The 26,606-nt window shown below is 57.8% G+C and carries 27 protein-coding genes and 1 tRNA gene; 15 read left to right on the top strand and 13 right to left on the bottom strand.

Features of this window, described 5'->3' with window-relative positions; genetic code table 11:
- Positions 1 to 239: 239 nt before the first annotated feature.
- The 8 genes from ACRECS_RS19280 (at position 240) to ACRECS_RS19315 (ending at position 8,522) form a co-directional block, all read left to right on the top strand.
- A complete protein-coding gene (locus ACRECS_RS19280; RefSeq protein WP_431584567.1) occupies positions 240 to 779 on the top strand; it encodes an RNA polymerase sigma factor in 540 nt (179 codons plus the stop codon).
- Positions 776 to 1,810: a FecR family protein gene (locus tag ACRECS_RS19285; protein WP_431584568.1), complete on the top strand. Its 1,035-nt coding sequence runs from the start codon at positions 776 to 778 to the stop codon at positions 1,808 to 1,810. The genes ACRECS_RS19280 and ACRECS_RS19285 overlap by 4 nt, the downstream gene beginning before the upstream one ends.
- Positions 1,811 to 1,883: 73 nt before the next feature.
- A complete protein-coding gene (locus ACRECS_RS19290) occupies positions 1,884 to 2,399 on the top strand; it encodes a hypothetical protein (protein WP_431584569.1) in 516 nt (171 codons plus the stop codon).
- A 189-nt stretch (positions 2,400 to 2,588) separates the two neighbouring features.
- A complete protein-coding gene (locus ACRECS_RS19295; protein ID WP_431584570.1) occupies positions 2,589 to 5,858 on the top strand; it encodes a TonB-dependent receptor domain-containing protein in 3,270 nt (1,089 codons plus the stop codon).
- A gap of 288 nt (positions 5,859 to 6,146) precedes the next feature.
- Positions 6,147 to 6,692, top strand: a complete 546-nt coding sequence (locus tag ACRECS_RS19300; RefSeq protein ID WP_431584571.1) for a hypothetical protein — start codon at positions 6,147 to 6,149, stop codon at positions 6,690 to 6,692.
- Positions 6,693 to 6,825: 133 nt separating this feature from the next.
- Positions 6,826 to 7,332 carry a hypothetical protein gene (locus ACRECS_RS19305; RefSeq protein WP_431584572.1) on the top strand — a complete coding sequence of 169 codons (507 nt, stop codon included), beginning with the start codon at positions 6,826 to 6,828 and terminating at the stop codon, positions 7,330 to 7,332.
- Positions 7,333 to 7,509: 177 nt separating this feature from the next.
- Entirely contained in the window at positions 7,510 to 8,013 is a 504-nt protein-coding gene (locus ACRECS_RS19310; RefSeq protein ID WP_431584573.1) for a hypothetical protein, read from the top strand.
- Positions 8,014 to 8,051: 38 nt separating this feature from the next.
- The gene (locus ACRECS_RS19315) at positions 8,052 to 8,522 is read left to right on the top strand and encodes a hypothetical protein (protein WP_431584574.1); all 471 of its coding nucleotides are present in this window, start codon (positions 8,052 to 8,054) and stop codon (positions 8,520 to 8,522) included.
- Between the two features lie 352 nt (positions 8,523 to 8,874).
- Here the strand turns inward: ACRECS_RS19315 and ACRECS_RS19320 are convergent, their stop codons facing one another.
- Positions 8,875 to 9,162 (bottom strand): hypothetical protein, encoded by a 288-nt coding sequence (locus ACRECS_RS19320; RefSeq protein WP_431584575.1) that lies wholly within the window; start codon positions 9,160 to 9,162, stop codon positions 8,875 to 8,877.
- Positions 9,163 to 9,273: 111 nt separating this feature from the next.
- Between ACRECS_RS19320 and ACRECS_RS19325 the strand changes: the two genes are divergently transcribed.
- The 6 genes from ACRECS_RS19325 (at position 9,274) to ACRECS_RS19350 (ending at position 15,611) form a co-directional block, all read left to right on the top strand.
- Positions 9,274 to 9,978 (top strand): ABC transporter ATP-binding protein, encoded by a 705-nt coding sequence (locus ACRECS_RS19325; RefSeq protein WP_431584576.1) that lies wholly within the window; start codon positions 9,274 to 9,276, stop codon positions 9,976 to 9,978.
- Positions 9,978 to 11,180, top strand: coding sequence for an ABC transporter permease (locus ACRECS_RS19330; RefSeq protein ID WP_431584577.1), 1,203 nt, complete (start codon positions 9,978 to 9,980; stop codon positions 11,178 to 11,180). Before ACRECS_RS19325 ends, ACRECS_RS19330 begins: the two co-directional genes overlap by 1 nt.
- Before the next feature lie 220 nt (positions 11,181 to 11,400).
- Positions 11,401 to 12,813 (top strand): TolC family protein, encoded by a 1,413-nt coding sequence (locus ACRECS_RS19335; RefSeq protein WP_431584578.1) that lies wholly within the window; start codon positions 11,401 to 11,403, stop codon positions 12,811 to 12,813.
- On the top strand, positions 12,789 to 14,114 hold the full coding sequence (locus ACRECS_RS19340; RefSeq protein WP_431584579.1) for an efflux RND transporter periplasmic adaptor subunit: 1,326 nt from the start codon (positions 12,789 to 12,791) through the stop codon (positions 14,112 to 14,114). The genes ACRECS_RS19335 and ACRECS_RS19340 overlap by 25 nt, the downstream gene beginning before the upstream one ends.
- Before the next feature lie 85 nt (positions 14,115 to 14,199).
- A tRNA-Arg gene (locus tag ACRECS_RS19345) sits at positions 14,200 to 14,276 on the top strand.
- A gap of 392 nt (positions 14,277 to 14,668) precedes the next feature.
- A protein-coding gene (locus tag ACRECS_RS19350) for an IS630 family transposase (RefSeq protein WP_431584580.1) occupies positions 14,669 to 15,611 on the top strand; the annotation gives its coding sequence in 2 pieces (ribosomal slippage) (positions 14,669 to 15,006 and positions 15,005 to 15,611; 945 coding nt in all).
- Between the two features lie 147 nt (positions 15,612 to 15,758).
- Here the strand turns inward: ACRECS_RS19350 and ACRECS_RS19355 are convergent.
- The 9 genes from ACRECS_RS19355 to ACRECS_RS19395 all read right to left on the bottom strand — a co-directional run bounded on the left by ACRECS_RS19355 (position 15,759) and on the right by ACRECS_RS19395 (position 23,684).
- Positions 15,759 to 16,940, bottom strand: coding sequence for an ABC transporter permease (locus tag ACRECS_RS19355; RefSeq protein WP_431584581.1), 1,182 nt, complete (start codon positions 16,938 to 16,940; stop codon positions 15,759 to 15,761).
- 2 nt (positions 16,941 to 16,942) lie between these two features.
- Positions 16,943 to 18,091, bottom strand: a complete 1,149-nt coding sequence (locus tag ACRECS_RS19360; RefSeq protein WP_431584582.1) for an ABC transporter permease — start codon at positions 18,089 to 18,091, stop codon at positions 16,943 to 16,945.
- The gene (locus ACRECS_RS19365; RefSeq protein WP_431584583.1) at positions 18,084 to 18,776 is read right to left on the bottom strand and encodes an ABC transporter ATP-binding protein; all 693 of its coding nucleotides are present in this window, start codon (positions 18,774 to 18,776) and stop codon (positions 18,084 to 18,086) included. Before ACRECS_RS19365 ends, ACRECS_RS19360 begins: the two co-directional genes overlap by 8 nt.
- A gap of 14 nt (positions 18,777 to 18,790) precedes the next feature.
- Entirely contained in the window at positions 18,791 to 19,813 is a 1,023-nt protein-coding gene (locus tag ACRECS_RS19370; protein ID WP_431584584.1) for an efflux RND transporter periplasmic adaptor subunit, read from the bottom strand.
- A 169-nt stretch (positions 19,814 to 19,982) separates the two neighbouring features.
- A complete protein-coding gene (locus ACRECS_RS19375; protein ID WP_431584585.1) occupies positions 19,983 to 20,714 on the bottom strand; it encodes a hypothetical protein in 732 nt (243 codons plus the stop codon).
- 317 nt (positions 20,715 to 21,031) lie between these two features.
- Entirely contained in the window at positions 21,032 to 21,934 is a 903-nt protein-coding gene (locus tag ACRECS_RS19380) for a hypothetical protein (protein ID WP_431584586.1), read from the bottom strand.
- Between the two features lie 12 nt (positions 21,935 to 21,946).
- Positions 21,947 to 22,777 (bottom strand): HEAT repeat domain-containing protein, encoded by an 831-nt coding sequence (locus ACRECS_RS19385; protein ID WP_431584587.1) that lies wholly within the window; start codon positions 22,775 to 22,777, stop codon positions 21,947 to 21,949.
- 53 nt (positions 22,778 to 22,830) lie between these two features.
- A complete protein-coding gene (locus tag ACRECS_RS19390) occupies positions 22,831 to 22,971 on the bottom strand; it encodes a hypothetical protein (RefSeq protein WP_431584588.1) in 141 nt (46 codons plus the stop codon).
- 497 nt (positions 22,972 to 23,468) lie between these two features.
- Complete coding sequence (locus ACRECS_RS19395; RefSeq protein WP_431584589.1) at positions 23,469 to 23,684, bottom strand: helix-turn-helix domain-containing protein; 216 nt, start codon at positions 23,682 to 23,684, stop codon at positions 23,469 to 23,471.
- 492 nt (positions 23,685 to 24,176) lie between these two features.
- On the opposite strand from ACRECS_RS19395, the gene ACRECS_RS19400 reads away from it, so the two are divergent.
- On the top strand, positions 24,177 to 24,980 hold the full coding sequence (locus tag ACRECS_RS19400) for a competence protein CoiA (protein ID WP_431584590.1): 804 nt from the start codon (positions 24,177 to 24,179) through the stop codon (positions 24,978 to 24,980).
- Between the two features lie 39 nt (positions 24,981 to 25,019).
- Here ACRECS_RS19400 and ACRECS_RS19405 read toward each other — a convergent pair whose 3' ends face one another.
- From ACRECS_RS19405 to ACRECS_RS19415, 3 genes are all read right to left on the bottom strand, one after another.
- Positions 25,020 to 25,499: a hypothetical protein gene (locus ACRECS_RS19405; RefSeq protein ID WP_431584591.1), complete on the bottom strand. Its 480-nt coding sequence runs from the start codon at positions 25,497 to 25,499 to the stop codon at positions 25,020 to 25,022.
- Positions 25,496 to 25,732, bottom strand: coding sequence for an ECs_2282 family putative zinc-binding protein (locus ACRECS_RS19410; RefSeq protein WP_431584592.1), 237 nt, complete (start codon positions 25,730 to 25,732; stop codon positions 25,496 to 25,498). Before ACRECS_RS19410 ends, ACRECS_RS19405 begins: the two co-directional genes overlap by 4 nt.
- Before the next feature lie 135 nt (positions 25,733 to 25,867).
- Positions 25,868 to 26,581, bottom strand: coding sequence for an HNH endonuclease (locus tag ACRECS_RS19415; RefSeq protein ID WP_431584593.1), 714 nt, complete (start codon positions 26,579 to 26,581; stop codon positions 25,868 to 25,870).
- Between the last annotated feature and the right edge of the window lie 25 nt (positions 26,582 to 26,606).

Here is a 26,606-nt window from a genome sequence, read left to right on the forward strand (position 1 = left end):
AGAGAGCAGACATCGCGGATCACGAAACATCCAATTTTCGTATAGTGGACGGGTCCAATGCCGACCTCACGCATTGCCGGCAACCAGGCAAGGTACGGAAATCCATGTTCCAAGACGCGTCAGAAGAGAGACCTGCGGCCATCGCCTGCCAAAAATCCCCCCGAAATCATCGCATCGGCATCTTAAGGTATGACAGTAAAATACTGTGGTGTTTGCGATGTGGTGCGTATTAGCTGTCGATGACCCCGGATTCCGAGGAAAATGCGCTGTTAACTGATCAGCAATCCGACATGGCCGCCCATATCCGCCACTGGCGGCCGGCGCTGATGTCGTTCTTCCTCAAGCGCGTGCACAATCACGCCGAGGCAGAGGATCTGACTCAGGAAACCTTCGCCCGGGTATTCGGTGGGTCGGGCGCTGAAACCGGCCTCCATGCCGGCTATATCTTCAAGGTCGCGGCCAATCTGCTGCGCGACCGCTCGCGCCGCTCGCGCGTGCGGACCGAGCAATATGATACGGTGTGCCTGCTCTACGGCCAGGGCGTCGACTGGATCGATCCGGAGAAGATCGCCGCCGGTCGCAGCCTCGTCGCGCAGATCATGCGCTCGCTCCGCGACCTGCCCGAACGGACTCGGACGATCTTCATCCTTTATCGCATCGAAACCATCGACAAGCGCGTCATTGCGGAAAGCTTCGGCATTTCGCCGAGCGCGGTCGAAAAACATGTGGCGCGCGCCACCATGCATCTGATGGCGCGAGCCCGGGAAATTTCAACATGACCGCTCCCGTACATCAGGATCATAGCCAGATCGACGAACAGGCGGCCTTGTGGTGCCTGCGCCTCAGCGAAGGGCGCCTCAACGCCGATGAGCGTTACGAGTTCGACGCATGGATCGCCACCGACGACGCGCATGCCATGGCGTTCGAGGAAGCGGTCGCGATCTGGCACGGGGTGGAGGACGTCGCCGACACGCCCGAGATGATCCGCTACCGCGCTGAGGCTGTAGAATCGCTGCGTCGTGCCAATGCACGCCGCTGGGCGCGGACGCATTGGGCGATGGGCGGATGGGGCAGAACCGCTGCAGCCTTCGCCGCGGTGCTGCTGGTTGCGATGGTCTATCTGCTGCACGATCCGATGACATCCTACTCGACCGGGACAGGTGAGCGCCGGGTCGTCATGCTGGACGACGGCACGCGCGTGACGCTTGACGCAGCGACGCGGGTCAATGTCCGGATGGACCGCAACAGCCGGCGTCTCGAACTGGTCTCGGGCCGCGCCAAATTTGATGTCGCGCATGACGCGATGCGGCCGCTCAGCGTGCTGGCGCGCAACCGGCTGACCCTGGCGACGGGCACGTCGTTCAGCGTTGAGTTGCTCGCCGAACAGATGCGTGTCGTGCTGTATGAAGGCCGGGTCGAAGTGATGGCTCAGGCGAAGGACGGCACGCGGCACACCATTCTGCCCGTGGCGGGCCAGCCGGGACCGACGCTCGTGCCGGGCACCGAACTGATCGCCTCGACCAGCGCCGCCACGACCAGCATTGCGCCGACCGACGTCTCGCGGTCACTGTCCTGGGAAAGCGGCCAGCTCACCTTTGACGGCGAACCACTCGCCGTCGCGGTCGACCGGATGAACCGCGACGCCCGCGAAAAGCTGGTCATCGCCGATCCGCGCATCGGGACTTATGTCGTCAACGGCGTCTTTCTGGGTGCCGACGCCGATGCCTTTGTCGAGGGTGTGTGCGCACTGCACCCGGTGCAGGCCAGGCGTGAGGACGGGCGGATCATCCTATCCTATCGGGCGGTCTGAAGAACGACAAACGATTCATCGCTTCAAGCGCCGAAATCGATGGTGCGCAGGTCAGAACTGGGAGAGAGAAGAGATGAAACTATTGCCCGCCATTTGCGCCACAGCGTTGGCAATGGCCAATATACAGGCGGCAAGCGCCACCACCTATACGCCCGCGGGCACCTACGTGTTCCAGGGCTTGGTGAATACGGTCAAGGGTTTCACACTCACCTGTATCCTCACCGTCACCATCACTGTTCCCGAGAGCGCACCGGATGCCGATGGCACGGCATCCCACGGCCACAACGCCACCGCGACCCCGATCCTGAGCGCGGGCAATGCCCTATGTCCCGTGCAGATGTTCAGTGGCGCGCCGTATCCCGTGTCGTTCGACGGAGCCACCATATCGCTCAATGGCGTCGGCTACCGAGCCTTCGGTCCAGGCGACTGCACCGGGACACTCAGCGGCCAATGGAACGGCAACATCGCCACACCCAGGACCATCACATTCAACACCAGCCTGCCGGGCGACGGCGGTACGGCACCATGTCGATTCATAGGTAACCTCAATCAGGTTTCAGGTACGGCACTCAGCATCACCAACCCCTGATCCGCCGAGCGATCCGACGAGGTCCCCGCCTGCCCGGAGCGCATCGGTTTGCGTTCCGGGCATTTTTTTGCCGCTGCCACGGCGTAAAAAAAGCCTCGAGGCAAGTGAGTGATGGACATCGATGTGCGTATTACCCCCTGATCGACCGTTCATAAACGAGCGGCGGCGACATAGGGGAGGTGTTACGAAATGCGGGATTCCTTGCGCGGTTATCTTTACTCTGCAACCGCAGTGATCGCGATCATGGCGCAGCCCTCGGTGGCCGCCGCGCGCACTCAGACATACCGGTTCAATATTCCGGCGCAGGCTTTGGGTAACGCGTTAAAGGCATTCGGCGAAACCTCGCGGCAGCAGATCATCTTCGATGCCGCCGCAGTGAACGGCAAGACCAGCCCGGCACTGGTCGGCAGCTTCAGCAAGGATGAGGCGCTGTCGCGCCTGCTCGCCAATTCAGGCCTGACGGTTCAGACCGGGCGCTCCGGCGTCCTGATCGTCCGGCCCGCGGTATCAGCGGTCGAACCGATTCAAACGCGTCCCGCATCGGGCGATAACGCAGTCGGCGCCGCCGCAGCCGTGCAGGAAGACACCAGCGATATCATCGTGACGGCACAGAAGAAGGAAGAATCGCTAAAGGATGTGCCGATCGCCATCACCGCCTTTTCCAAACAATCGCTCGACGATCACAAGATCGAAAGCGGATCTGAATTGCTGCGCGCCGTGCCCAATGTGAACTTCTCCAAGGGCAATTTCAGCATGTATAACTTCTCGATCCGCGGGATCGGGACCAAGGCGATTTCGGCATCGAGCGATCCGGCGGTGGCAGTCAGTTTTAACAACACGCCGCTGATCCGCAATCGCCTGTTCGAATCAGAATTCTTCGATCTACAGCGCGTCGAGGTGCTGCGCGGGCCGCAGGGTACGCTCTATGGCCGCAACGCTACCGGCGGTGTGGTCAACATCATTCCCGCACTGCCGAGCGATAAATTCGAAGGCGATGCAAAAGCAGAAGTCGGCAACTATTCCACGCGGCGACTGAGCGGCATGCTCAACGTGCCGCTCACCGACACGCTCGGTGTTCGCGTCGCCGGGTCGATGACTCAGCGCGACGGGTTCGACTACAACACCTTCACGCAAAAGCGCGTCAACGACCGCGACCTCTGGTCGACCCGCGCCTCAGCGCAATGGGAACCGAGCGACTGGTTCAAGGTGAATGCCATCTGGCAGCATTTCGAAGAAAAGGATAATCGCTCGCGTACCGGCAAACAGCTTTGCGCACGCGATCCCGGGCCGGAAAAGCTCAAGAACCCGGACCCCACCATACCGGAAAGTCAATGGGTTGTGGTGCCGGAAGCGCTGCGCGCGCGCCTGAGCCAGGGCTGTAAAGCCGTATCACTCTATGACGACAGTTCGTTCGGCGCGCCCAACGGCAGCAGCCTCGGCTATGTCGTTCTTCCCACCTATGTCATTGCTGCAGGTGTGGATCCGCAGACTTTTGGCGTGGTCCCTGGCATCCTGCCCGGCGATCCCTATGCGGGCGTGGTGCAATCGCGCAATCTGCGCGAGGTCGCAACCAGCTATGACCCGATCTTTCGCGCCAGGAACGATGTTTTTCAGCTCAACCTGGAATTCAAGTTCAGCGATTCACTCAAGCTGGTTTCGCAGACCGCCTATGCCCGTGATCGCTATTATTCCTCGCAGGATTATAATCGCTTCGTTTCCAAACCGATCTTTCCCGACACGTCGGGATTGCTCGATTATTTCGGCAATCCGCTTCCCGGCCCGGGAGCTACCCCGGGCGGTATCTATGTCGATCCGCAATTGGGCGCGTCCAATCGCATCCTGTCAGCGGATTTGAGCCGTTCGCGCAACGACCAGTGGACGCAGGAACTTCGCCTGCAATCATCCTTCACCGGGCCGTTCAATTTCAGCTTCGGCGCCAATTACCTTCATTTCAAATCTCAGGACGATTATTACGTCTTCAACAACCTGTTCACTTATGCGGCCGAGAATTTTTATAATAACGCCAACGACCCAGGCCAGGGCGCTCATGTCCCCTGCCCGCCCGGAACGACGAACAGGGAATGTATCTACATCGACCCCAATCCAATTGGCTCACTGAACGATCTCGGGCACAATTATTTTCTCAGCCGCAACATCGTCAAGACCAAGTCCTGGGCGATTTTCGGGGAAAGCTATTGGAATGCCACCGACAATTTGAAGATCACCGCCGGCCTTCGCTACACCAATGATCGCAAGACAGCGACGCCGGTTCCCAGCCAGTTGCTGCTCGGCGGCGGCGGCGATCTGGGCAACAGCGGCGGCTTCGTCAACAGTGGCTATCCGCCGCTTCCCGACATCAACCAGAAATGGGGCAAGTTCACCGGACGGCTGGTGGTTGACTGGAAACCCGACCTGGCTTTCACTGACGACACGCTGATCTACGCCTCAGTCTCGCACGGCTACAAGGGCGGTGGCGCCAACCCGCCGCGCGCAGATCTCAACACGCGCGTGGTCCAGTATCAGCCGCTCGCAACGACCTTCAAACCCGAATATGTCAACGCGCTCGAAATCGGCACCAAAAACAGCTTCGCCGGCGGCAAGCTGAGTCTGAACGCAACGGCTTTTTTCTATGACTATAAGGATTATCAGGTTTCACAGATCGTCGATCGCATCTCGCTCAACGAGAATTTCGACGCGCAAAGCTGGGGTCTGGAGCTTGAAGCCGCATGGCGCCCCTCGCGCGCGTTTCGGGTCGATGCCAATCTCGGCTATCTCAGGACGCGGCTCAAAAAGGGCGCGCAATCGATCGACGTGATGAATCGTACCCAGGGTAATTTGGACTGGGTCGTGCTTCGTCCCTGGATTCAGGTACCGTCGAATTGCATCGCACCGCGGAAGCACGTCGAAACCATTCTTCAATCGGGCTTTGTCGGCACTGGCCTAGACCTTTTCATGCTGGCGGCACTGTGCAACGGCTCAAGCGCGTTCGGGAGCTTCAACCCCGACGTTGCGACGAATTTGCATTTCGACCAGTTCCTTGGCTTCACCTACAATCCACTGACCGAAGCCCCCAATGGCGGCCGTGGCTTCTATGCCGATCTGGAGGGCAACGAGCTGCCCAACGCGCCGCGCCTGACCTTCAACGTCGGTGCGCAATACACCTTCTTCATCGACGATTGGGACCTGACCTTCCGTGGCGATTATTATCGCCAGTCGGCGAGCTGGGGCCGGGTCTACAACACTGCATATGATCGGCTGAAACCCTGGGACAACACCAATTTGGCGGTTACTTTCGCCCGGCCTGAATCGGACCTGACTTTCCAGCTTTATGTGAAGAACGTCTTCAACAATGCACCGATCTCCGACTTCTTCACCAACAGCGATGACACTGGCCTGTCCACCAATGTCTTCACGCTCGATCCGCGCATCTATGGCTTCAGCGTTAGCAAAAAGTTCTAGATGAGCCAAAACGGCACTAAATACCACTGTTCCTCGCAACATTTTTTGCGGAGATTTGCAATTAATGATGAATATTGGATAGCATAATAGTTTAATTCATAGTAATTATAACGGGATAACCAGTAATTTTTTATTACTGGATTGGTGATCATTTGTTGTTATTATTATATATCCAAATTGGAACATTAAATTCACAGTAACATTGACATCAATGTCGAAACTGATGATTATAAAAAGGCACCCAGTTCAATGAGTGCGAAACACGAGTCGAAAACCAGGAGAGTAGAGATGAAAGTGTTTTCCGCGATTTGCGCATCTGCACTGGCGTTGGCCGGCGCAGGTACTGCCAATGCTGCAACGACGATCTACGCGCCAGCGGGGACCTATGTGTTCCAGGGGCCGGTGGTCGTGAAGAAGGGCTTGACCCTGAACTGCACGCTCAAGCTCACCGTCGTCATCCCGGAAGCGATGCCGGACACTCATACCCCGCCGGTTCCAGCAGGCCCCGCTTCGCATGGCCACACCGCAACGGTGACCCCGCAGTTGTCGGCTCCGTCCAACATCCTGTGCCCCACGGTGACCTTCTCCAGCACGCCGTATCCGGCAACCTACAATGGCACGAACCTGACGCTCACCGGCGTTGTCGTGAACACCATCACCCCCGGCGGCTGCTCAGGCTCGATCAGCGCGGTGTGGGGCGGCGGCACCACGCCACGGACCATCGCCGTGAACACCACCTTGCCCGGTGGCGGGACCTCGGCTCCTTGCGAGATCAACGGTACCCTCAGCCAGGTTTCCGGCCCGGCACCGCTGAACATCACCTATTATCCCTGATTAGCCGGAGAACGGCTGACGGAGATTTCTCCCGACTTGCCTGGGCGCGCTCCTCCGCGCCCAGGCATTTTTTTCCGATACGGCACTCAGATCACCAGTTTTGAATCGCGAATGCGACAACAGGAGAGTTGAGATGAAACTGATTTCGGCAATCTGCGCATCAACGCTGGCACTGGCCGGCACAGGCACCGCCAACGCGACAACTTATACTCCCGCGGGGACGTTCGTTCTGCAAGGACCGGTGGTCTTCAGCAAGGGCATCACCCTGAATTGCACGTTCAAGATCACCTTCACCGTGCCAGAAGCCGCGCCCGATGCTCATGGTGCCGCGTCCCATGGTCATAGCGCGTCCGCGGTCCCTCAGATGCTCACCCCCGCAAGTCCCTTTTGCCCCACGGTGACCTTCTCTTCCACCCCCTATCCAGTCAGCTATGACGGAACCAACCTGACTCTTTCCGGCGTTATAGTGAACACCACATTCTCGGGCACCGGCTGCGCCGGCCCCCTCAGCGGTGTCTGGAACAACATGACCAAAAAGCTGACCCTCAACGCGTCTATACCCAGCAGCGGCCCCCCGCCCTGCACGATTGTCGGGGTTCTCAGCCTGGTCTCGGGCACGATCAGCATCACCAATCCCTGATCGGACGGTGGAATATTAACACGCCTCTACCCGGGTGCGATGACGCGCCCGGGCCCTTAGCAAATCCCCGGGAGGCGAGACATGGCCCGCCCGAGCTCCTCCGAAGTGAATTACTCATTGTTCTCAGCCGCTAAAGGTCAACGGGAACAAATCGCAGTCCGAAACAGGAGAATTGAGATGAAACTGATTTCGGCACTCTGCGCCTCCACACTGGCATTGGCGACGACAAGCACCGCGCAGGCAACCACTTATACCCCGGCGGGCACCTTCGTGTTCCAGGGGACAACGGTCTTGACCAAAGGCCCGCCCATTACGTGCCCGCTCAAAATCACGATTGTCGTTCCCAACGCAGCACCGGACGCCCATGGCACGGCATCACATGGCCATGTTGCCACCGCGACCCCGGTATTGGGCGGCGTATGCCTCGCAACGGTTTTCAACGGCACACCATATCCCGTGACGTTCGACGGAACAAACATATCGCTCCAGAATGTTCTCATGACCTTCTTCAGCCCGGGCAGCTGCAGCGGGTCGATCACCGGCGCCTGGGGCGGCAACACGGCTACCCCTCGGACAATCTCGGTAAACGCGTCGCTGGCCGGCTCAACACCACCCTCCTGCACGATCGTGGGCACCCTCACCCAGATTTCAGGCGCGCCGCTCAGCATTGCCAATCCCTGATTGGTGGGCGTCTCGCCAATCGCATCCAGGAGAGTGAGATGAAGATCATCACCGCCATTTCCGCCATGGCGTTGACGCTTGTCGGCATGCGGCCTGCTGACGCGACGACCTACACGCCCGCCGGAACCTTCGTGCTGCAAGGGACGGGGCTGTGCACGCTGACCGTCACCATTACCGTGCCCGATGCGGCGCCCGATGTTCATGGCAGCGCCTCGCACGGCCATAGCGCGACTGCGGTTCCGGTCCTGGGCCCGCCGAGCAGCTCCCTTTGCGCTTCGGCCACCTTCGTCGGCGCCCCTTATGCAGTGAGCTATAACGGCGGCAATCTTTCGATCACTGGCGTCACGCTCAACACGGTCGCAGGAAACTGCTCCGGTGATATCGGCGGTATCTGGGACGATATCGCCAAGACGCTCACCGTGACTCAGTCACTTGGCGGCGGGGCAATCGTCTGCAACGTCCGCGCGACGCTCAATCTGATCTCGGGCGCCATCAGCATCATTCCCTGATTGATCACGACTTGTATCTTCCCGAGATATGATAATAATCTCCGTCGCATTATGAAGAAAAATCAGAAATTTATGGGAGTGTGATGATGAATAAGTTTATTTCACTGAGCCTAATCACAATATTATTCGGCACTCATTCCGCCATCGCACAAACCTTCACGCCAGCAGGAACCTATTTGATCACCGGTCCGGTTACAGTGTCCAAGGGCGGTATTAACATGCCCTGCACATTGAACGTCACGCTCACCGTGGCAGCGACTCCCTCAAGCACGGGGTCCGCGGTCCCGCAGCTCCAGCCGGGCGCTATATTCTGTCCTAACTTTACCTTTACCAGCACCCCCTACGCCGTCACTTATAACGTCGCAAATGCAACAATATCCATGAGCGGCGTCGTCATCGGATCATGCAGCGGTACGGTCACCGGAGCATGGAACAATTCCTCCAAAATACTGACTCTCAATGCGACTCTGCCGGGGGGCTGCACAATCAACGGGCAGTTGACGGCGCCCAGTTCGCTGGAAATTTTCTGAACCCAATCGTCGACGGGTTCCAGCCATCCACCTGATCCATCTGGAATCTCGGAATTGCCGGATAGCGCCTCGTTGGCGCAGATAGTTCTGGATCGAAGCGTGCGGCTCATTCATTGTCGGCCCTTAGGGGCGCGGGTTTCGACATGATCAGGCAGTACGAACCCGATATTGACAGTCATGCATATTCGGGGCTCTTCTCTTCCGGCACGTGGGAAAAATAGATGCTGGAAGTGACCAATGTCGGAAAAGCCTATGGGCCGCCGACACAACCCATCCCGGTGCTGAAGGATGTCTCGTTTTCGATTCCGCGCGGCGCATTCTGCGCGGTCCTTGGTCCTTCGGGTTCGGGCAAGAGCACGTTGCTTAATATCGTCGGCCTGCTCGACAAGCCCGATAGCGGCCAGGTCGTGCTTGACGGCATCGCGGTGGACTATGGGTCCGCTTATGAGGCAGCGCGACTTCGCAATGCCATGCTCGGCTTCGTGTTTCAGTCCTTCCAGTTGCTGCCGCGGCTACCCGCCTGGCAGAATGTCGCGCTGCCGCTGCTCTATCGCGGCGTTCCGCGCGAACAGCGCAAGACGGCAGCGCTGAGCATGCTGGAGCGCGTCGGGCTTGCCGATCGCAGCCACCACCGTCCGACCGAGCTTTCCGGCGGGCAGCGGCAGCGCGTGGCGCTGGCCCGGGCGCTGATTGGGGAGCCGAGCCTGATTCTCGCCGACGAGCCGACCGGCAGCCTCGACAGCGTCACCGCGGTCGAGGTCATGGCTTTATTGCGGCACCTGAACCGAAGCCTGGATGTCACCATCCTGATGGTGACGCACGACCGCGACCTGGCGGCGCAATGCGATCGTCAGATCGAGTTCCTCGACGGCCGGATCATTGCCGACCGCGTATCGCCCGCAACACCGCGCCCGGTAGACGCGTGATGGCCGTCGCCGTCATCGCATCAGGCGCACCGGCCGGGGAGATATTCGCCGAAGCTTTTGCTAATCTATACAGCCAGGGCATTCGCTCGGTGCTGGCATTGCTGGGCATCACGATCGGCACGGCATCGATCATTGCCATGCTCAGCATCGGCAATATGGGACAGATCGAAGCGCTCAAGAGCTTCAAGAATATGGGGGTCGATATGCTGCAGATCCGCGCCGCGCCGAACGGCAGCAGCAGCGCGGCCGGCTTCGATCGGCGCCTGGTCGATACGTTGCCGGGCAGCGATCCGGACATCGTGTCGGCGATGCCCTTGTCGATTGGTCGCCAAACTGTCGCAGCCGGCGGAAAGACCGCAGACTTGGCGACGATCACCATGTCGCCGGGCTTTGCGACGCTCGCGAAATTGCCGCTGCGCACCGGACGCCTGATCAGCGGAGCCGACGAATGCGGGCTGGTGGCTGTGGTAGGCGACGGCGCGACAACGAAATTATCCGGGCCCGGCGCTGCGCTTCTGCCCGGCGCGAAGATCGCAGTCGGCAGTTACGCCTATACGGTGATCGGCATATTGGCACCGACGCCAGCTGAAGCGATGAATCCCGCCGACTATAATGATGCGGTGTTCATTCCGTTCGGGTGCAGCCGCCGCGTCATGCCCGGCGGTGACCCCAATACGGCGCTGATCCAGCTCAAGCCCGACACCGATTCAGTGGCGGTCGGCGAACGGGTGAAGGCACGCCTCACCACTGCTGGCACCATGCTGACCATCGTCGATGCGCGCGCGCTGGTGACGATGATGAAGGCACAGATGGGGGTCTATACTCGCCTGCTGGCGGCGATCGGTGGCATTTCGCTGCTCGTCGGCGGAATCGGCGTCATGAACGTCATGCTGATGAGCGTGATGGAGCGCCGGCGCGAAATCGGCCTGCGCGCGGCAATTGGCGCGACACCGCGCGACCTGCAGCTCATGTTCCTGATCGAAGCCGCCTTGCTCGCCCTGGTGGGGGGCATTGTCGGCGTGGCGCTGGGCATCGGCGCTTCCTATTTCATGGCGCGGGCGATGAGCTGGAGCTTCGCGGTTGCCCTTTATGTGCTGCCGCTGGGCCCTGGCGTCGCCGGCATCGTCGGCATGATATTCGGCCTGTATCCGGCGATCACGGCGTCGCGGGTCGATCCGATCGAGGCGCTGCGTGCGGAGTAGGCGCCTGATAGGGCTTTATATCGGGCACCGGGACCGGCTCGGCCAGGGTGGGCTGGGCTGCCGGGCGCTCGAGTATTTTCGGCGTGGCGCATCCGGCAAGCAACACCAGAAACGCGGCGGCGACCACACCGGTTTTGATCATGTCCATCGGCTCCTGAAGCGCACCATTACGGCGAGCTGTGTTCTGGCCTTGGGTAACGCCGTGCCGGTCGGGGCGCAAATGGTGCAGCCTCTGCCTTCCCCCTATTCCTCGCCAATCCCGCCGCCGCCATCGCAACCGGTGCCGGGCGGCACGCCCATCACCATCGGCCTGACCGAAGCGGTGGCACTCGGCTTGCGCGACAATCGCACGATCAAATCGGCCTATCTCTCGCGTATCACCCAGAAATTCGATCTGTTCGTCGCCGGTACCCGCTTCCGGCCACGCATCAGCATTGCCGCCGATGTCACCACAGGGCGCGCCGGCGGCGCGTTCAGCACGAACTCGAACGTCAGCCCGGAAGTGTCAATACTCGCGCCGACTGGCGCGTTCGGGAGCTTTTCCTGGACACGGAACGACCGTTTTCAGGGTGGCAAGCGCTATATCGGGGAGACCGGCACACTCACCCTTACCCAACCCCTGTTGCGGGGCGCGGGTGCGATCAACCTCGCCCCGATCAGGCGCGCGCGCCTGCAGGAGCGGATCAACCAGCTTGGTCTGCAGAATACCGTCTCCAATGTCGTGAGCAGCATTGTCTTTGCTTATCGCGCACTGATCCAGGCACAGGAGCAGATTCGCTTGGCCGAACTGGCGCTGCAACGCACCAAGGATCTGCTCGCGACCAACCGCGCCATGATCGAGGCCGGGCGCATGGCGGCCGCCGACATCGTGCAGACCGAATCCGGGGTCGCGAATCAGGAAGTGACTGTCCTGCAGGCGATTCAGGCAAAAGCCTCGGCCCAGCTGGCACTGCTCCAGTTGCTGGCGCTCGATCCTCGTACGAACATCGTCGCCGGCGATGGCATCGATACCGATCATGTTGCGATCGACCTCGACAAGGCGCTCGAACTCGGCCGGGCGGCGCGAATGGATGTGCTGTCGTCCGAACTGGCGGTGGAGCAGAGCCGGATTTCGCTGAGCGAAGCAAAAAATAATCGCCTGTGGGACCTGTCGGTAAAGGGCAACGTGTCGCGCTTCCAGGGCAACAGCGCACTGCAATCGCCTTTGGACGGCAAGATCAACAGCCAGGTCGGGCTGTCGCTCAGTATTCCGATCTGGGGAGATTACGGCGCAAAGCAGGCCGAGATCGGCGCGACAATCGGGCTGCGACAGGCTGAGCTCAATTATCAGGACACCAGCCAGGCGGCTGAATCGCAGATCCGCGACGCGGTGCAAAGTGTCGAGGCGAGTTGGCTCCAGCTCGAGGCTGCGCGCCGCGCCCGGGCATTGGCAGCGCGCGCGCTGGACCTGCAGCGCGAGAAACTCAAATTCGGACGCGCCTCCAACTTTGAGGTATTGTCGTTCGAGGCCGACCTGCGCGCCGCCGACGCACAGGAATTGTCGGCCCGGATCAACTATCTCAATCAATTGACCACACTCGACCAGCAAATCGGAAGTACGCTCGATACATGGAAGATCGACCTCAACGACTGACGCGGTTCATTCCGAAAACGCGCCGCGGCAGGATTGCCGTGGCGCTGGTGCTGCTGTGCGGCGTTCTGGCAATCTGGTGGTTCCGGTCGAGCCCCGGCACGCCTGCTGCCGGCGCGCTGATCGAGAAAAGCCAGGTAGTGAAACGCGAGCCCTTCAGCTCGACCATCAACGTGATGGGAACGATCGGACCTGGCAACGGTATCGACATCACTGCGCCGTTCGACGGCACTATCAAGTCGATCCGCTTCGCCTATGGCGATCTGGTCACCCAGGGCCAGGCGCTGGCCGAACTCGACCTTTCCGAACTGGAGCAGAGCCGCAATGAGGCGGAAAGTGCTTATCTGAAAGCGGCGCAGGCATCCGAAGATATGATGTCCTGGAGCAGCGGCCCCGAAATGTCTCGCGCCCGGCGTGCCGTGACCGCGGCGATATACGATTTGAAAGATGCCGAAAACAAGCTGCGCGAGACCAAGGCGCTGCTCGATCGCGGCCTTGTTCCACGGTCCGAATATGAAACCATGGTTCAGCAGGAGCGATCGCGGAAGGCCTCGCTTGAGGCCGCCCAGGAAGATATGGACACGGCCGCGCGCCGCGGCCAGGGGCCGAACCGCCGCATGGCCGAACTCGACCTGAAGAATAGTCAAATACGCCTGGGCAAACTGGCGGGACAGTTCGGGGGCGCGATCCTGCGCGCGCCCGATGACGGGATTGTCGTGCGCCCGCCCGCCGGCCAGGGCGAGAGCGCAAGCAACGATCCCCTGCATGTCGGGTCCAGGGTATCCAAGGGCCAGCTGATCGGCACGATCGCACGGGCCGGTGGGCTCGGCGTGTCTTTCCGGCTGGACGAGGCCGATATCAACCGGATCAAGACCGGCATGGCGGTGACGGTCACCGGGCCCGGCTTCAACGACCTTTCGCTTGCCGGACAAATTTCCAGCGTTGCCGGTGAGGCCGGAAAGGATTCGGCGACGGGCACCGGGAAAGCCAGCTTCACCGCGACAGCCCGCCTCAATGCACTTACCCCTGAACAGGCCCGGCGTGTGAAGATCGGGATGACCGCGATGGTGATCGTGATCGCTTACAGCAATCCGAATGCGATCGTCGTTCCCCCCGAAGCCGTGCAGGGTGCGGCACCCACGGCGACGATCATGGTGCGAGATTCCAAGACAGGAAAGACGACCCCGAGAACGGTGGGGCTCGGCCTTGTCTCGCCCACTGGCGCTGAAATTCTCTCAGGCCTGAAACCCGGCGAGGAGGTCGTGTGGTCGGTGGCAGCGCCTCCTGCCCCGGTAACGCCCTGATCCCGGCACTCGGCGCCTTTCGGATGGAGTCTGTCGAAACGGCTGGCGCACCGCCACAGGCTTTGCTAGTCGCTCGACATTCCAGGCACCCGTAGCTCAGCTGGATAGAGCGCTGCCCTCCGAAGGCAGAGGCCAGAGGTTCGAATCCTCTCGGGTGCGCCAGCTTTTCAATGACTTACCTAGGATCATCGAGCTCCGTACGGAAAACGTACGGAAAACATTCTTGGACGGTGTGGGTTGAATGGCGAGCCAAATAGCCATTTTCAGGATCATTCAACAGCTCGACGAATCTGATTCGCCCGCTTTGCGCCCCACTTCGGACGCTAAGCGTTACTCGACAGGATTGGCAAAGGGCATCCCATCACTAGGATCGACGAACTGCTGCCTTGGAACTGGAGCTCTTGTTAGGCTTGCCCGTCCTCATGCAGGTAGCCGCATTTCGCAGCCCGCCATATGTCCTAGAGTGGTTTTCAGATTGATTGAATCGTTTTGGGGATTCCCAAGGTTAGTTGTTTCTGATTCAACCTGCGGGCTGGAGATGGAGGCCAGCAGGTATGGCGAGACCCTATTCGAACGATTTACGCGAGCGCGTGGCAGCGGCGGTTTTGTCGGGTCGCAGCTGTCGTGAGGTCGCGTCGTTATTCGAGGTGAGCGTTGCCAGCGTGGTCAAATGGTCGCAGCGCCGCCGGGCGACGGGGACGGCGGCGTCGCGGCCGATGGGCGGCCACCGCAAGCGGTTGCTCGAGCCGCACAGTGCGCTGATCATCGGGCGTCTGAAAGCGGCGCCTGACATTACGCTTAAGGTACTGGTCGCGGAGTTGGCCGAGCAAGGTATCGCGACCAGCCCGGTGTCGGTGTGGCGGCTGGTGCGCTCGGAAGGGCTGCGCTTCAAAAAAAACGCTGTTCGCCATCGAGCAGGAACGGCCGCTGATCGCAAGGCGGCGGGCGCAGTGGAAGAAGTATCAGGGACGACTTGATCCCCGGCGCCTCGTCTTCATCGATGAAACCTGGGCGAAGACGAACATGACGCCGATCCGCGGCTGGGCGCCGCGAGGGGCAAAGCTGGTCGCTCGTGCGCCGTTCGGCAAATGGCGCACGCTGACCTTCCTCGCAGCGCTCCGCCATGACCGGATCGACGCGCCCTGCGTCCTTGATGGACCGATCAACGGTGAAAGCTTCACGGCCTGGGTCGAGCAGTTCCTCGTGCCGACACTCTCGCCGGGCGATGTCGTCATCATGGACAATCTCGGCAGCCACAAGGGTGCCGCCGTCAGGAAAGCGATCCGGGCCGCAGGCGCAAAGCTGCTGTTCCTGCCGCCCTACTCGCCAGATCTGAACCCGATCGAGCAGGTCTTCGCAAAGCTCAAGCTGCTGCTCCGAAAAGCCGCCGAGCGATCCGTCGATGCCACTTGGCGCCGCATCGGATCACTCCTCGACGCCTTCCCACCTCATGAGTGCGCCAACTATCTCAGAAACTCCGGATACGCTTCAGCCTAACTGAAAACGACTCTAGATCTCCCCGCCATTCCAATATTCCAGCTTCAGCGAGATCGGCCAACCGAGCCCCCAGGACAAGGTCTGAACTGATGGGGTGGATGCCCCCTGAAATTCAGAGAATACCTTGAATCCTCACAATCTCTAGGCTTAATCGAGTAATTGCGTGATCGGCCGGCGCGCTGCCCGCCAAGCTGGCAAGAACCCGCCAAGCAGCCCGAGCGTTGCCGCCCAGAACGTGCCTTCCAGCACTTGTCCTGTCGATAGTTGCAACTCAAAAACCGTTTGCGCGAAATTGGCGCCAATTGTGGAAACAGAGAGGCCGTTGAATATCAAGAAGGCGGCGGCCATTCCGATCACGCCGCCGCTCATCGCGAGCAGTAGCGCCTCGACCATTGTGCCAATGAAGGTCGCGAGTCGGCCAAAGCCGAGTGTGCGCAACGTTGCGATCTCTCCTGCACGGTTGGCTACTGACGCGTACATCGCATTGATAGCGCCGCCGAGCGCACCAAGCGCCATTAACAGCGTAATCGGCTTGCCGATGTGGGTGATCAGGTCGCTAGTCCGTCGGCTTTGCGCCGCGAAATAGGAGCGCTCAGTTCGGATGTCCGTCTTCAGTCTGGGATCGGCGGCATTGTATCGCTGCAGGGAAGCCAGCGCGCCAGGCCCTGTGAGACGTACGCGCAGGCTCTGGACCGTGCTGCCGCGCGAAAACAGGCTCTGTACCACTCGTCGATCTGCCCACAACTCCGACTCGAAAACGCTGCCGCCGCTTTCAAAAATGCCAACAATTTTCCAGCTGTTCGCGCCCATGCGTGCTTCTCGTCCCAGCGCCAAGCCGTCGAAGGTGCCAAGTGCTGCTCGTCCGACAACGATCTCGCCTGATCCCGGCGCGAACATTCGCCCCTCGGTGATTCGGAAACCCTCGCGTACTTTGAGGCCTGCGGGGTCGAGTCCGCGAAGCGGGAGATTTACTCGCGTGCCGGTAGACTTCTTGCGCCCATCGACGACCACCAACATTTCCCGAGAAACGAGAGGCTGGCCGTCACGCCGGGCGATGCCAGGTGCCTCTTCCAAGAGGTTCTGTTGATCCTGAGTCAGTGCGCTGTTGATCTCGGTGCCTGCGCCGTCGCGCAGCACGATTGCAACCGTTTCCGCCCCGCTGCTATTCAGCGTATTCTGAAAGCCGTTGTTGAGAGCGAGCGCGCCGAGCAGGACGAAGACGACAAGAGCTACCGAAATCATCGCCGACAGCGACGTCCACAGCCGCTGCGGCAGTGAGAGCAGGTTGATCTTGGAGACGGCCAATATCTGGCGCAGCACCGGCGTCATGATCATCTCCTCCCCAATGCGGCGACAATGTTGAGGTGTAGCGCCTGCAAAGCCGGTACAAGCGAGGTTAGCAAGCCCAGTAGGGCTGCCCAAAGCAGGCCAGTCGCCCAAACTTCCATCCCCATGTGGAGTCCGCCTAAGCTTGGATAGCGAGCGGCGAGGAGGAGGAGCAGATGCGCAAGCGCGAGGCCGACGATGCTACCAAAGGTTGCGAGCAGCATTGTTTCGCTAATCACAAGCCGAAGCACGCGCCCTTTTGAGAAGCCGAGAACCTTGAGCACGCCGATGTCGCGCGACCGTTCGCGTACCGCCGTCGCCATCGTCGTGCCCACGATTAGGAGGATAGTAACGAAGGCTGAGCCCACAACAAGAGTCACGATCAACTTAATGTCACCGAACTGACGAGCCAGGGCGGCAGCGAACTGTTGCTCGGTAACGGTTTCCGTCTCGGCAGCAGAGTTGGTGAACTGGTGATCGATTGCCTCGCTAACGCCGGCGCTTTCCTGCGATCCTTTGACCATTACCGAAACCAACCCTACTGTGTCGCGATCGAAGGAGCGGGTTTCGTTGAGATATTTCCAGCCGAGATAAACGCCGTTGTCGCCGCCACGCTGCGCGGCGTCGGTGAAGATACCGCAAACCACGAATTCCCAGGTGCGTGCGCCATCGGCGCGCTGAAAAACGCTGCTCTGGAGTCCAAGCGTTTGGCCAAGCTTCCATCCATACATGTCGGCAATCGGCTTGCCGACCGCAAGCCCGTTTCGGTTTTGCTGGCAGGCGCGAACCTGCTCCTGCGGCATGGCTATTTCTGGAAAGACGGCGAAATATGTATCGAAGTCGACTGCCAGCGATACAACGAAGTTGCGGGGTTCTCGATAGTAACCGCCGAACCAGCTGCTGAAGGTAGTAGCGCGAACGCCGGGAATGGTGCGGATACGGTCAACATAGCTGACTGGGAGTGATTGGGTGAAGTTAATCTTGTTGGCTACAATGAGGCGGTCGGCACCGACTCCGGTTGACCCGGTTGCGCTCAGATGGAAGCTAATCAACAATCCATATAGCAGAAAGGCGATCACGATTGATCCGAGCAGCAACCCGGCCCGCAGTTTGCGGTGCGCGAGGTTTCGGATGACCAGCGTCAGCTCACGCATCAGCCAGTGTCCGCTCGAAGAAGCGGCCCTTATCAAGATGCAGCGTGCGCATGGCATAGCGCGCCGCAGCAGCGTCATGGGTAACCATGATAATTGTTTTTCCCAACTCCTTATTCAGCATTTGCAACATGGTCATGATCTCGTCGGCGGTTTCGCGGTCAAGATCGCCGGTCGGCTCGTCGCAGAGTAGTACAGCCGGATCGGCAACCATCGCCCGAGCAATAGCCACGCGTTGCTGCTGGCCGCCCGACAGTTCGCGAGGATAGTGGAGGCTCCGATCCGCCAGGCCGACGATCTCCAACGTCGTTGCGACGTTGCGTTGCCGGGTGCGAGCATCAAGCCTGGTGAGCAGCAACGGCAACTCGACGTTCTGCGCTGCATTCAGCATCGGCATCAGATTGTAGAACTGAAAGACGAAGCCGACATTCTTCGCACGCCAGCGGGTGAGCTGCGCCTCGGAGCAACCGTCCAGCCGCTGATCGCGAAAGCGGATCGTACCCGCGCTCGGTCGGTCGATTCCCCCAAGCATGTTCAGCAACGTCGTCTTGCCAGAGCCCGATGGCCCCATCAATGCGATAAAATCACCATTTGAGACATCGAGACATAAATCGGTAAAGATGGGTAGACGCTCTTTGCCTCGTGTATAGCTCTTTGTTATGTCGCGCAGCTCGAAATCATGCTCCATCATCTCCTCCCTGTTCAGCGTAAATCAGAGTCGATCAACCTGACCTTCACGGCCATGTTCGGTAGTAAGCGTGAGTCTAGTTTGCGTAAGCCGATCCGTATTCTTACGGTCGAGCGGCCTCGATCGACCGCAGGAATTATTGCGATGACATATGCTGGCAGTTTGTCGCTTGTATACGCGTCCATCACTGCGACCACATCCTGCCCCTCATGTACGCGAGCGATGAACTGCTCGCTTACGTCCACCTCGATTTCAAGGCTGCTCATGTCAACCAGCGTGCAGATGCCGGTGCGAGTGAAGCCACCGCCGGCCGAGACGGGCGAGATGATTTCGCCCGTCTGCGCGTTCTTGTCGATCACAATACCGGCAAATGGCGCGCGAATCCAAAAACGCTCGGCCTGTTGATTAACCCGCTCGCGCGCTGCGCGGGCGACCATAATGTCGGCTCGGGCGCGTTCCAGTTGCGCTTCTAACGTTTCGACGCGGGCGCGATTACGCGTCAGATCGGCATTGGTGGCAAACCCCCGACCGCCGAGTTCTGCGCTGCGGTTAGCGATGAGCCGCGCGTCCTTCAATTCAGCGCGCAACGCATCTGCCGCCGCCTCCGCCGCCCGGATCTGCGCCACGGCTGCGGCCTGATCGGCGGCGACAACCGTTCTGTCTAGTACGGCAAGTACCTGACCCTTTGCGACGTGCTGTCCCTCTTCAATCGGCAGATCAATGATCCGACCGGTGATTTCGGCGGCGACCGTGGCCTGACGGCGAGCGACGACGTAGCCCGACGCAACTAAGCCAGGGTTCTGTGAACCTTGCACAGCGCTATCCGACGCGGGCGCAGCTACTTTGCTGCTGACAGGTGTGGGCGCGGCAGGTATCCGGCCGCCCCGGCCGACTGTCACGACAGCGGCGGCCAACAGGCCGCCAGCGAGCGCCACGAAGGCGACACTACGCCAGTTCCGTCGTACCTGCGGCCCGTTATCGCGCTTGATCGCAAGCGACCGCAGCAACTCTATCCGCGTGTTCGACTCGTCGCCCATTAGCACTCCCGGATTGCAGCGATGTGCGAAAGTCAGTTCTTGCATCTCACACTCTGAATTTCCACGGCTTCTCACGCAGATTGAATTTGGTATCCGCTGTTCATTCGGCTGCTTGGATGACCGCAGCAATGAGCGACTGAGATTGTCTCGGGAAGCCAATGCCAAACAGCTAAATTGACAGAGGCGATTCAACCTCACTCGACACAAGCGGTTTTAGCGTTGCCATAAAAGTAGCAGGCTTATCGACATATATCGCAATCGCCTCAGCGAAACTCTGAGGCTTAAACATGCGATTTACCGATATTGGGTAGTGAAACTCCACCAAGACATTCGGAGCTACGATAATAGCTCCGTTTGCAATATTCGGAGCAACTGGCATTGAATGAATCAACGAGACGGCTCGTACATTGCCAACGGGAGTAACAGCATCGAATAATACGGTCATTCGCATGTGGAGCGCCCCTCCCACGATCATCGTCGGAAGGCTGGTGAATGAGCGAATGAGGCCCATAACGTAAATGAGAAAAAATAATCCAATACCAGCATGCAGCACAGCCACCCAAGGCGGAAGCAGACGAACCAGCAAATTCCCTATCACTAGTTCAACGAGTGCTAAGCAAAATAGAGATATAAGAACCGGACGCGCCACAAAATGGTTAGAAAAAACCGAAGTGGCCATTTTAAGCTGCTGCGCATTATCGCGCCCTGGCCGAAATGCATACATGATTATGCGCAATTCCCGCAAGACAATTGCACCGAAGCCAATAGGCAAAAAAACGTCTAAATATTGATATAGAGACCAAGATATTCTAGGCTTAATAGCTGCAGACTGGTTTTTTAAAATAAAATGCAGGCCAGAAATCATTAAAGAGATAAAGCTAAGTCCGACAGTGAATATCATCGAGTATCTGGCGGCAGTTCCTGCTGACGTTAACATTCCGCTAGAAATGACAATGAGTAATGCCGATCCAGTCGACGATCTCGTAAATAAGTGAGTCCTTGGAAAGGCGGAAATCCTCAAAGTTGCTCTAGCAAACAGCACAGATGATATCAAAATCCAAGTGCCCAACAAGGCCACGTCTACGCAGTTTCGCGGAAGCCGTAGGCCATAGGTACGAAAGGCCCACAACGTTCCAAAGACCGCTATTAGAAAATGCCAGGTCCTAAATTTAAAGGGCAGGCCATGATCCATGGTTTTCTGCAAAATCTTACTATCTCCTAAAATCTTGAATACTCCCTCGCCGTATTGCCGCGCGCCAATTGCTTACTCAAATACGGTATGCTTCCAATGTCGGTTTTCGCAAGCAATGGAATGCAAGCGTCAGGTTCAATGTCTTGGAGGACTTGGAACGCTGTAACGCGCGTGCGCGTGCAGTCAAAGTGCCGCACGAAGTCCGACAAAATTTCGACCGTGTTGGCATCATTAATTGTACGAAAAAGATCCAGCAAAAAGAGGCGATTTGAATGCAAATCCCCGGCTCCGCCCACGATTGCGTGTTCGTCCACGTCGAATATATACTGCGGCAGGAGATCGGTATTGGTGTCAGCAACACTCAGGTTTAATGAGACAGACATTTCCGGGGGTGTGTGTTGGATATGAATATCCTTATTTTGCCTGTAGAAAATCATACGGCCAGGCGTAAGTATGGTATCAACCTTATCAGACAAATCTACCTTTTCGCCAATTTCCCCAGTGACGCAATCTGAATCATACTCGTAGATTTCGGTTGGATAGCCAGGCCCGTAATAGCCAACGGTCAGAAGTTGGAAATTGTGATCGTGAGGAATATTATAAGCAAAAAGCTTTTGCTCGAACTCCAGGGTTCTTGACGCTGCGTCAAGCGGCATCCAGATATTCGATCTAATGTAAAATTGATTACCACGCGCCAGTTCCAATGATTGCGGTTGAAACTTATCCTTCTCATCACCGGACCAATATGATTTGAGCCGTTCATGGTATCGTTCTAAAAGGAACGTTCGATTATTAGCCAGCGCCCGAAGTATCCAAGAATTTTCCCATATCGCATCAACGCTATTCTCACGGATATACTCGTTGGCCAACGCAAGGCATTCCTCGGGATCGATGGAGCGTGTTTCGTCCAAATCAGAGATTAACAGCATAGAAAAGCTCCACTAGGCAGAAACGCGAGACAGCGTTTCGAGGGCTGCTGCGCGCACGTGATCGTGAGGGTCGTCGCGGGCTCGATCTATCAACTTGAGTCCTGCCTCCTTATCGATCGCGTAAATCGACTTCATGGCATGCCATCTGATGAAATGTTGTTCATGATTAATAAATGGCTCAAGGTAATCAGCAGACGGCGCATCCGCTACATCAGCCAGCAAGTCAAAAATAGTCGTTAAATTACTTAACATTGGGTTGACGGGCGTTATTCCAAATACACTCAAATTTTCCCTATCAAAATTTATTTGGAAATCACTTAAAGGTTTGGAACTGACCCTCAATGAAAGTGACCTAACCTCTAAATCTTCGACTATTGTATCGACGATCTCTCCAACAGCTGATTTTTTAAAAACCGAGTTTGTTTTAACTTGCTCCCGCTGGGCGAGCTCAACCTTCGTATTACTGCTTATTTGATTGGTGAGGGTTTCACCGATCAAGGAGTAGCGATCAATTGCATAACCAGATCCAGATATTGGTGATTGGAATGAATGAACGGGAGTCATGTAGAGGAATTGAGACTTGCGCTTGTGCTCCATTATCACCCAGGTGCTATATTCAGAACTATGAAGAGTCATGAAAGTACCGGCGGTCAGAAGCGCGTTTGTTCGCGTTGCTCGATCAAACACAGATCGCAGAACCGCGTTCATCCGATCAACGTAGAGGCGTTGATCTATAATTTGTTGAAAGATGGGTTCTGCGGAAAAGAACGAATCGGGATCGATATCCTTCTTTTTGATGCGATCATCGAACTCCGCTGCTGCTGCATCGAAACTGCTATGCATTGCACAGTTGACTCCCAAAAAAGGGCGGTAGACCGAAATCTACCGCCCCGCCATTAGCTGGCCGCGATCGCAATAGCCCACAAAATGGCGATCAGGAGAGCGGATTCGTTCGCACCAGATTTGCCGACGGGTGTTTCGAGTTCAGCAAAGGCAGTGAGGCCGTTGCTCGCCGTGGTCGACTTCGTCCAATTCATCTCTTGTCTCCTCACTGTTGTCGACAAATGTGCCGACGGCGAGAAAGATGGCATAGGTATAGCGTGAGTCAAAGCGACTTCCCTATCGGCGGCGAAGATTGATTGAACCAATTCGGATGTTTTAAGAGATGCGGCTATGGCTCTATTGGTCACTACTTGTTGGGGTCTTCGGAACTGTTCGCGGGTGGGCATGATGGGTAGAGAGGAAATCCAGTACGTCCCGACCCAAAGAAACTGCGATACCGAACCAGCTTGGGCCAATTGCTGGCAAGGGCAGCCGCCAGCGCAGCACTTTGAGCAGGCGCTGACCGAGCGTGCCTCGAACGCGGAAGTGGATCACCAGCTGGGCCAACGAGACGTCATCTCGCGCTAGTCAGCGATCAAGGAGATCGGCTGCCCCGCCTCTCTCGTGTGCCACCGCCAATGCAGCGATCATCATGCGACTTATCCAAGCGATCAGACCGAGGCCAGCTATCAGCGGGGTAAGAAGGCGCGAGTCAGGTCGTATTTTTAGGCTTGAAGGAGAGTATGTCGCCGGGTTGACAGTCCAGCACCGCGCAGATTGCTTCGAGGGTGGAGAAACGGACAGCCTTCGCCTTACCTGTCTTCAGGTTCGACAGGTTGGCCAACGTGATGTCGACCGCGTGCGAAAGGTCGGTGAGGGACATGCGTCGCAGCGCCAGCATGTCATCCAGATGAACCGTGATCGGCATCGTCAGACGGCGACCGACAGATAGTCACTCACGACCGATCCGACAGCGGTGGCGCGGGGGAGCACAAACACCATCAGGCTAGCGGGCTATCCGCCCGCGTATCCCGGTCTGCCGCCAGGTCGACCCTGACTGGCGGATCGGGATAAATGCCTGGAAACGCCCATGTGCTGGCAAGCCCGACATGGCGATGCCAAAGAATAGCTCGCTCGCTACGCGACCGACGCGGGCTATCTTTGCTGCATTCTGTGACAGATGTCCTTTGCTGCAGCATGTTTCCTCACTTATCGATATTCAATCAGCAGCAATCCAACCAGAGTCAACAATTTTATCGAAAAACGATACCGTAAGAGCTGGAGTCAACCAATGCGTCACATTTTCGGCAGATCGAGAAATCTTCAAAAGTAAGAATCGCAGCAGAAATTGCAGCGGAGGTAAAATGCTGGACCGATCTCAAATGCCACACCCCTGCTAATGATATGACACGGATAAACCATGCAATACGCGCTGGTTGATAATCAGCGGTGCGTGGCGCTAGCCGGTGTAGCAGGCACATGCTCCACCTGCGGATCGGCGATGGTTGCAAAATGCGGTCCACGCATCATGCACCATTGGGCTCACGCGTCCCGCCGCGACTGCGATCCCTGGTGGGAAAACGAAACTCAATGGCATCGGGATTGGAAAAACCTATTTCCCGAAGAGTGCCGAGAGCAAACGCGAATTGCATCTGATGGCGAAATTCACCGCGCTGACATTATCACTCCGACTGGCATCGTTATCGAGGTCCAGCACTCGGCTATGACCGACGCGGAACGCCAATCGCGTGAAGCATTCTATCAGAATCTTGTTTGGATCGTGGATGGCAGGAGCTTTAAGAATCAATTTGATCTGCACCATCTTTTGCCCGACCCAGACAATGAGGAAGCCAAGGATCTTGTCTGGTACAAGACTGCTCGTGGGACGGATGGAGCGAACGGTGGGGTTTTCTGGCGGCTTTCCGAAAATCCGGATCACGGAATTGGCGGCATGGTTCAGGTATACGGCCAGCATAGGGTCCAGCATCTCATCGCAACATATCGCGGGCATCAGCAGTATAGCTGGGTAAGATCACGCAAGACGTGGCTTGATGCGGAGTGTCCAGTTTATATTGATTTCGGCGATGAATGGCTTCTGCAACTCCAAAGATATGGGATCAACAAGCTTGAATGTGTCTACCGCGTAGCAAAGAAAAAATTCCTTCACGATGCGATGATCGAAACAAAGGCTCGCGATATTGCGGCGAGGTTTTACCCGATCTGATCAGACAATCTTGGTAACTGGACGTGCCCCCATGCTTGCCTAGAAAACGTCAGCCCACAGCTCCTTACTGCGATCTATCGCTATGTCATCATCCCATGTCAGTTTGATATGGGCGCGACGGGGTGCTGACATCGAAATAAAGCAGATCAACTCCGTGCCTTGCTGTCGTTCTAAAAGCGGGACGGGGAATTTCTCGGCCAACTCGCGCCCCGCGATCAATTCGGAGCCTACCAGCATTTCGAGCCGCACATTGCGGGCAGCGCCTGCGCCTCGGTTGAATACCTTGAGTCGGTAATTGCTCTTTCCGAGCTTTACGAAATTCGCGCCTAGATCAGCTTGACGCTGCTGCTCGGTCTCTGCCGCCTCTTTGGCGATCAGCAATTGGTTCAGGCGCTCAGCCGTTTCAGCAAAATCATTTTGCCGCCGGTTGAAGCGGCCCGTCTGAAAAGCTGACCAGATGGCGACCACCAGCGCGAGGAACGCTGCCACATCCGATGCTGTTACCGTAAATCCCGTCATTTGAATTTGATATGCTTCGAGCCTTTGAAGGCATTGCGAAGCATACCCTGCAACTCGCTTTTAACGTCCTTCAGCATCTCGGCTTTCACCTCAGCAACCTCCGCCTCGATGACCTCGCCATTTTCGCGGATTAGCTCGTCACGGGTGAAGGTGCGGTCGCAGGACACGCAACGCAACGGTCCGCCGTCATCGCCATGCTCAAAATCTTTATGCCCGCAAGTTGGGCAGATCATTGCGATCGATCGCGCATATTTGTCGGCGTCAATGAATCATTTCCTCTGCTACGCAGAACATACATCGAACATGGAAGCCCGTAAATCCTTACGTTGCGACAAATACTGGTACCGCATTGCCACGACTGCATTCAATTATTTAGCATCAAAGAGGCCGGGCACCGGCGTGCCTGCGCTCATGGCCCAAATGTCGGAAACAGCCTCTGGCACGTCAGGGTCGCCCACGACTAAGGTGCCGCCATACAATTGAAATCGCCATATCGTGAAAGCGGGATCGTCTATTGCCTGGACGCCCTCATAGAGGACAAGCCCATCGCCGAGCGTGCGCCTAATCTGCTGATTGGTGTTCATAAGGAATAGATGGCGCATAAACGTATCGCCGGTCTTCGCCAGAAAGCCAGCTCCCACAAAATGATCCTGAGGAACCAGGACATTCCAGTGGTGAGCGACAAGGCCACGCAACACCATCCGAAACAGTGCAGCCAATCTCTCGCCCTCGAACGGAATGGTCATGCGCGAGCTGCTCGCACCGCGCTCGCGTATCATAACCCGGCCCTGACCCGCAGCCAGTTCGCGGTGGAGTTTGACGTTGCGCGCCAACCGCTCCGGGGTTTTGCTGACAAACAATTCGCTCGCCTCGGAATGCTGGCTTGCGAATGGCAGCACGGTCGTCAGGTAGTGCTCCAGTTCGGATTTTTGTCGATTGCACGGTTCACAGGCGGGAACCTTGGGCAAGTCGGCGCGGCGATCTTTGGAGAAGAATTCCCGCGCAAATACGTGATCGCCGGTTTGTGCAGTGCCCGGTATCCCACAATAGACGCACGTCTTGCCCTTGAATCTTTTGCTCATATCAGGCGAAGAGTAACAGGAGGTC

It is taken from the genome of Sphingomonas sp., assembly GCF_050725575.1.
In the GTDB taxonomy this organism is placed as follows: Bacteria; Pseudomonadota; Alphaproteobacteria; order Sphingomonadales; family Sphingomonadaceae; genus Sphingomonas.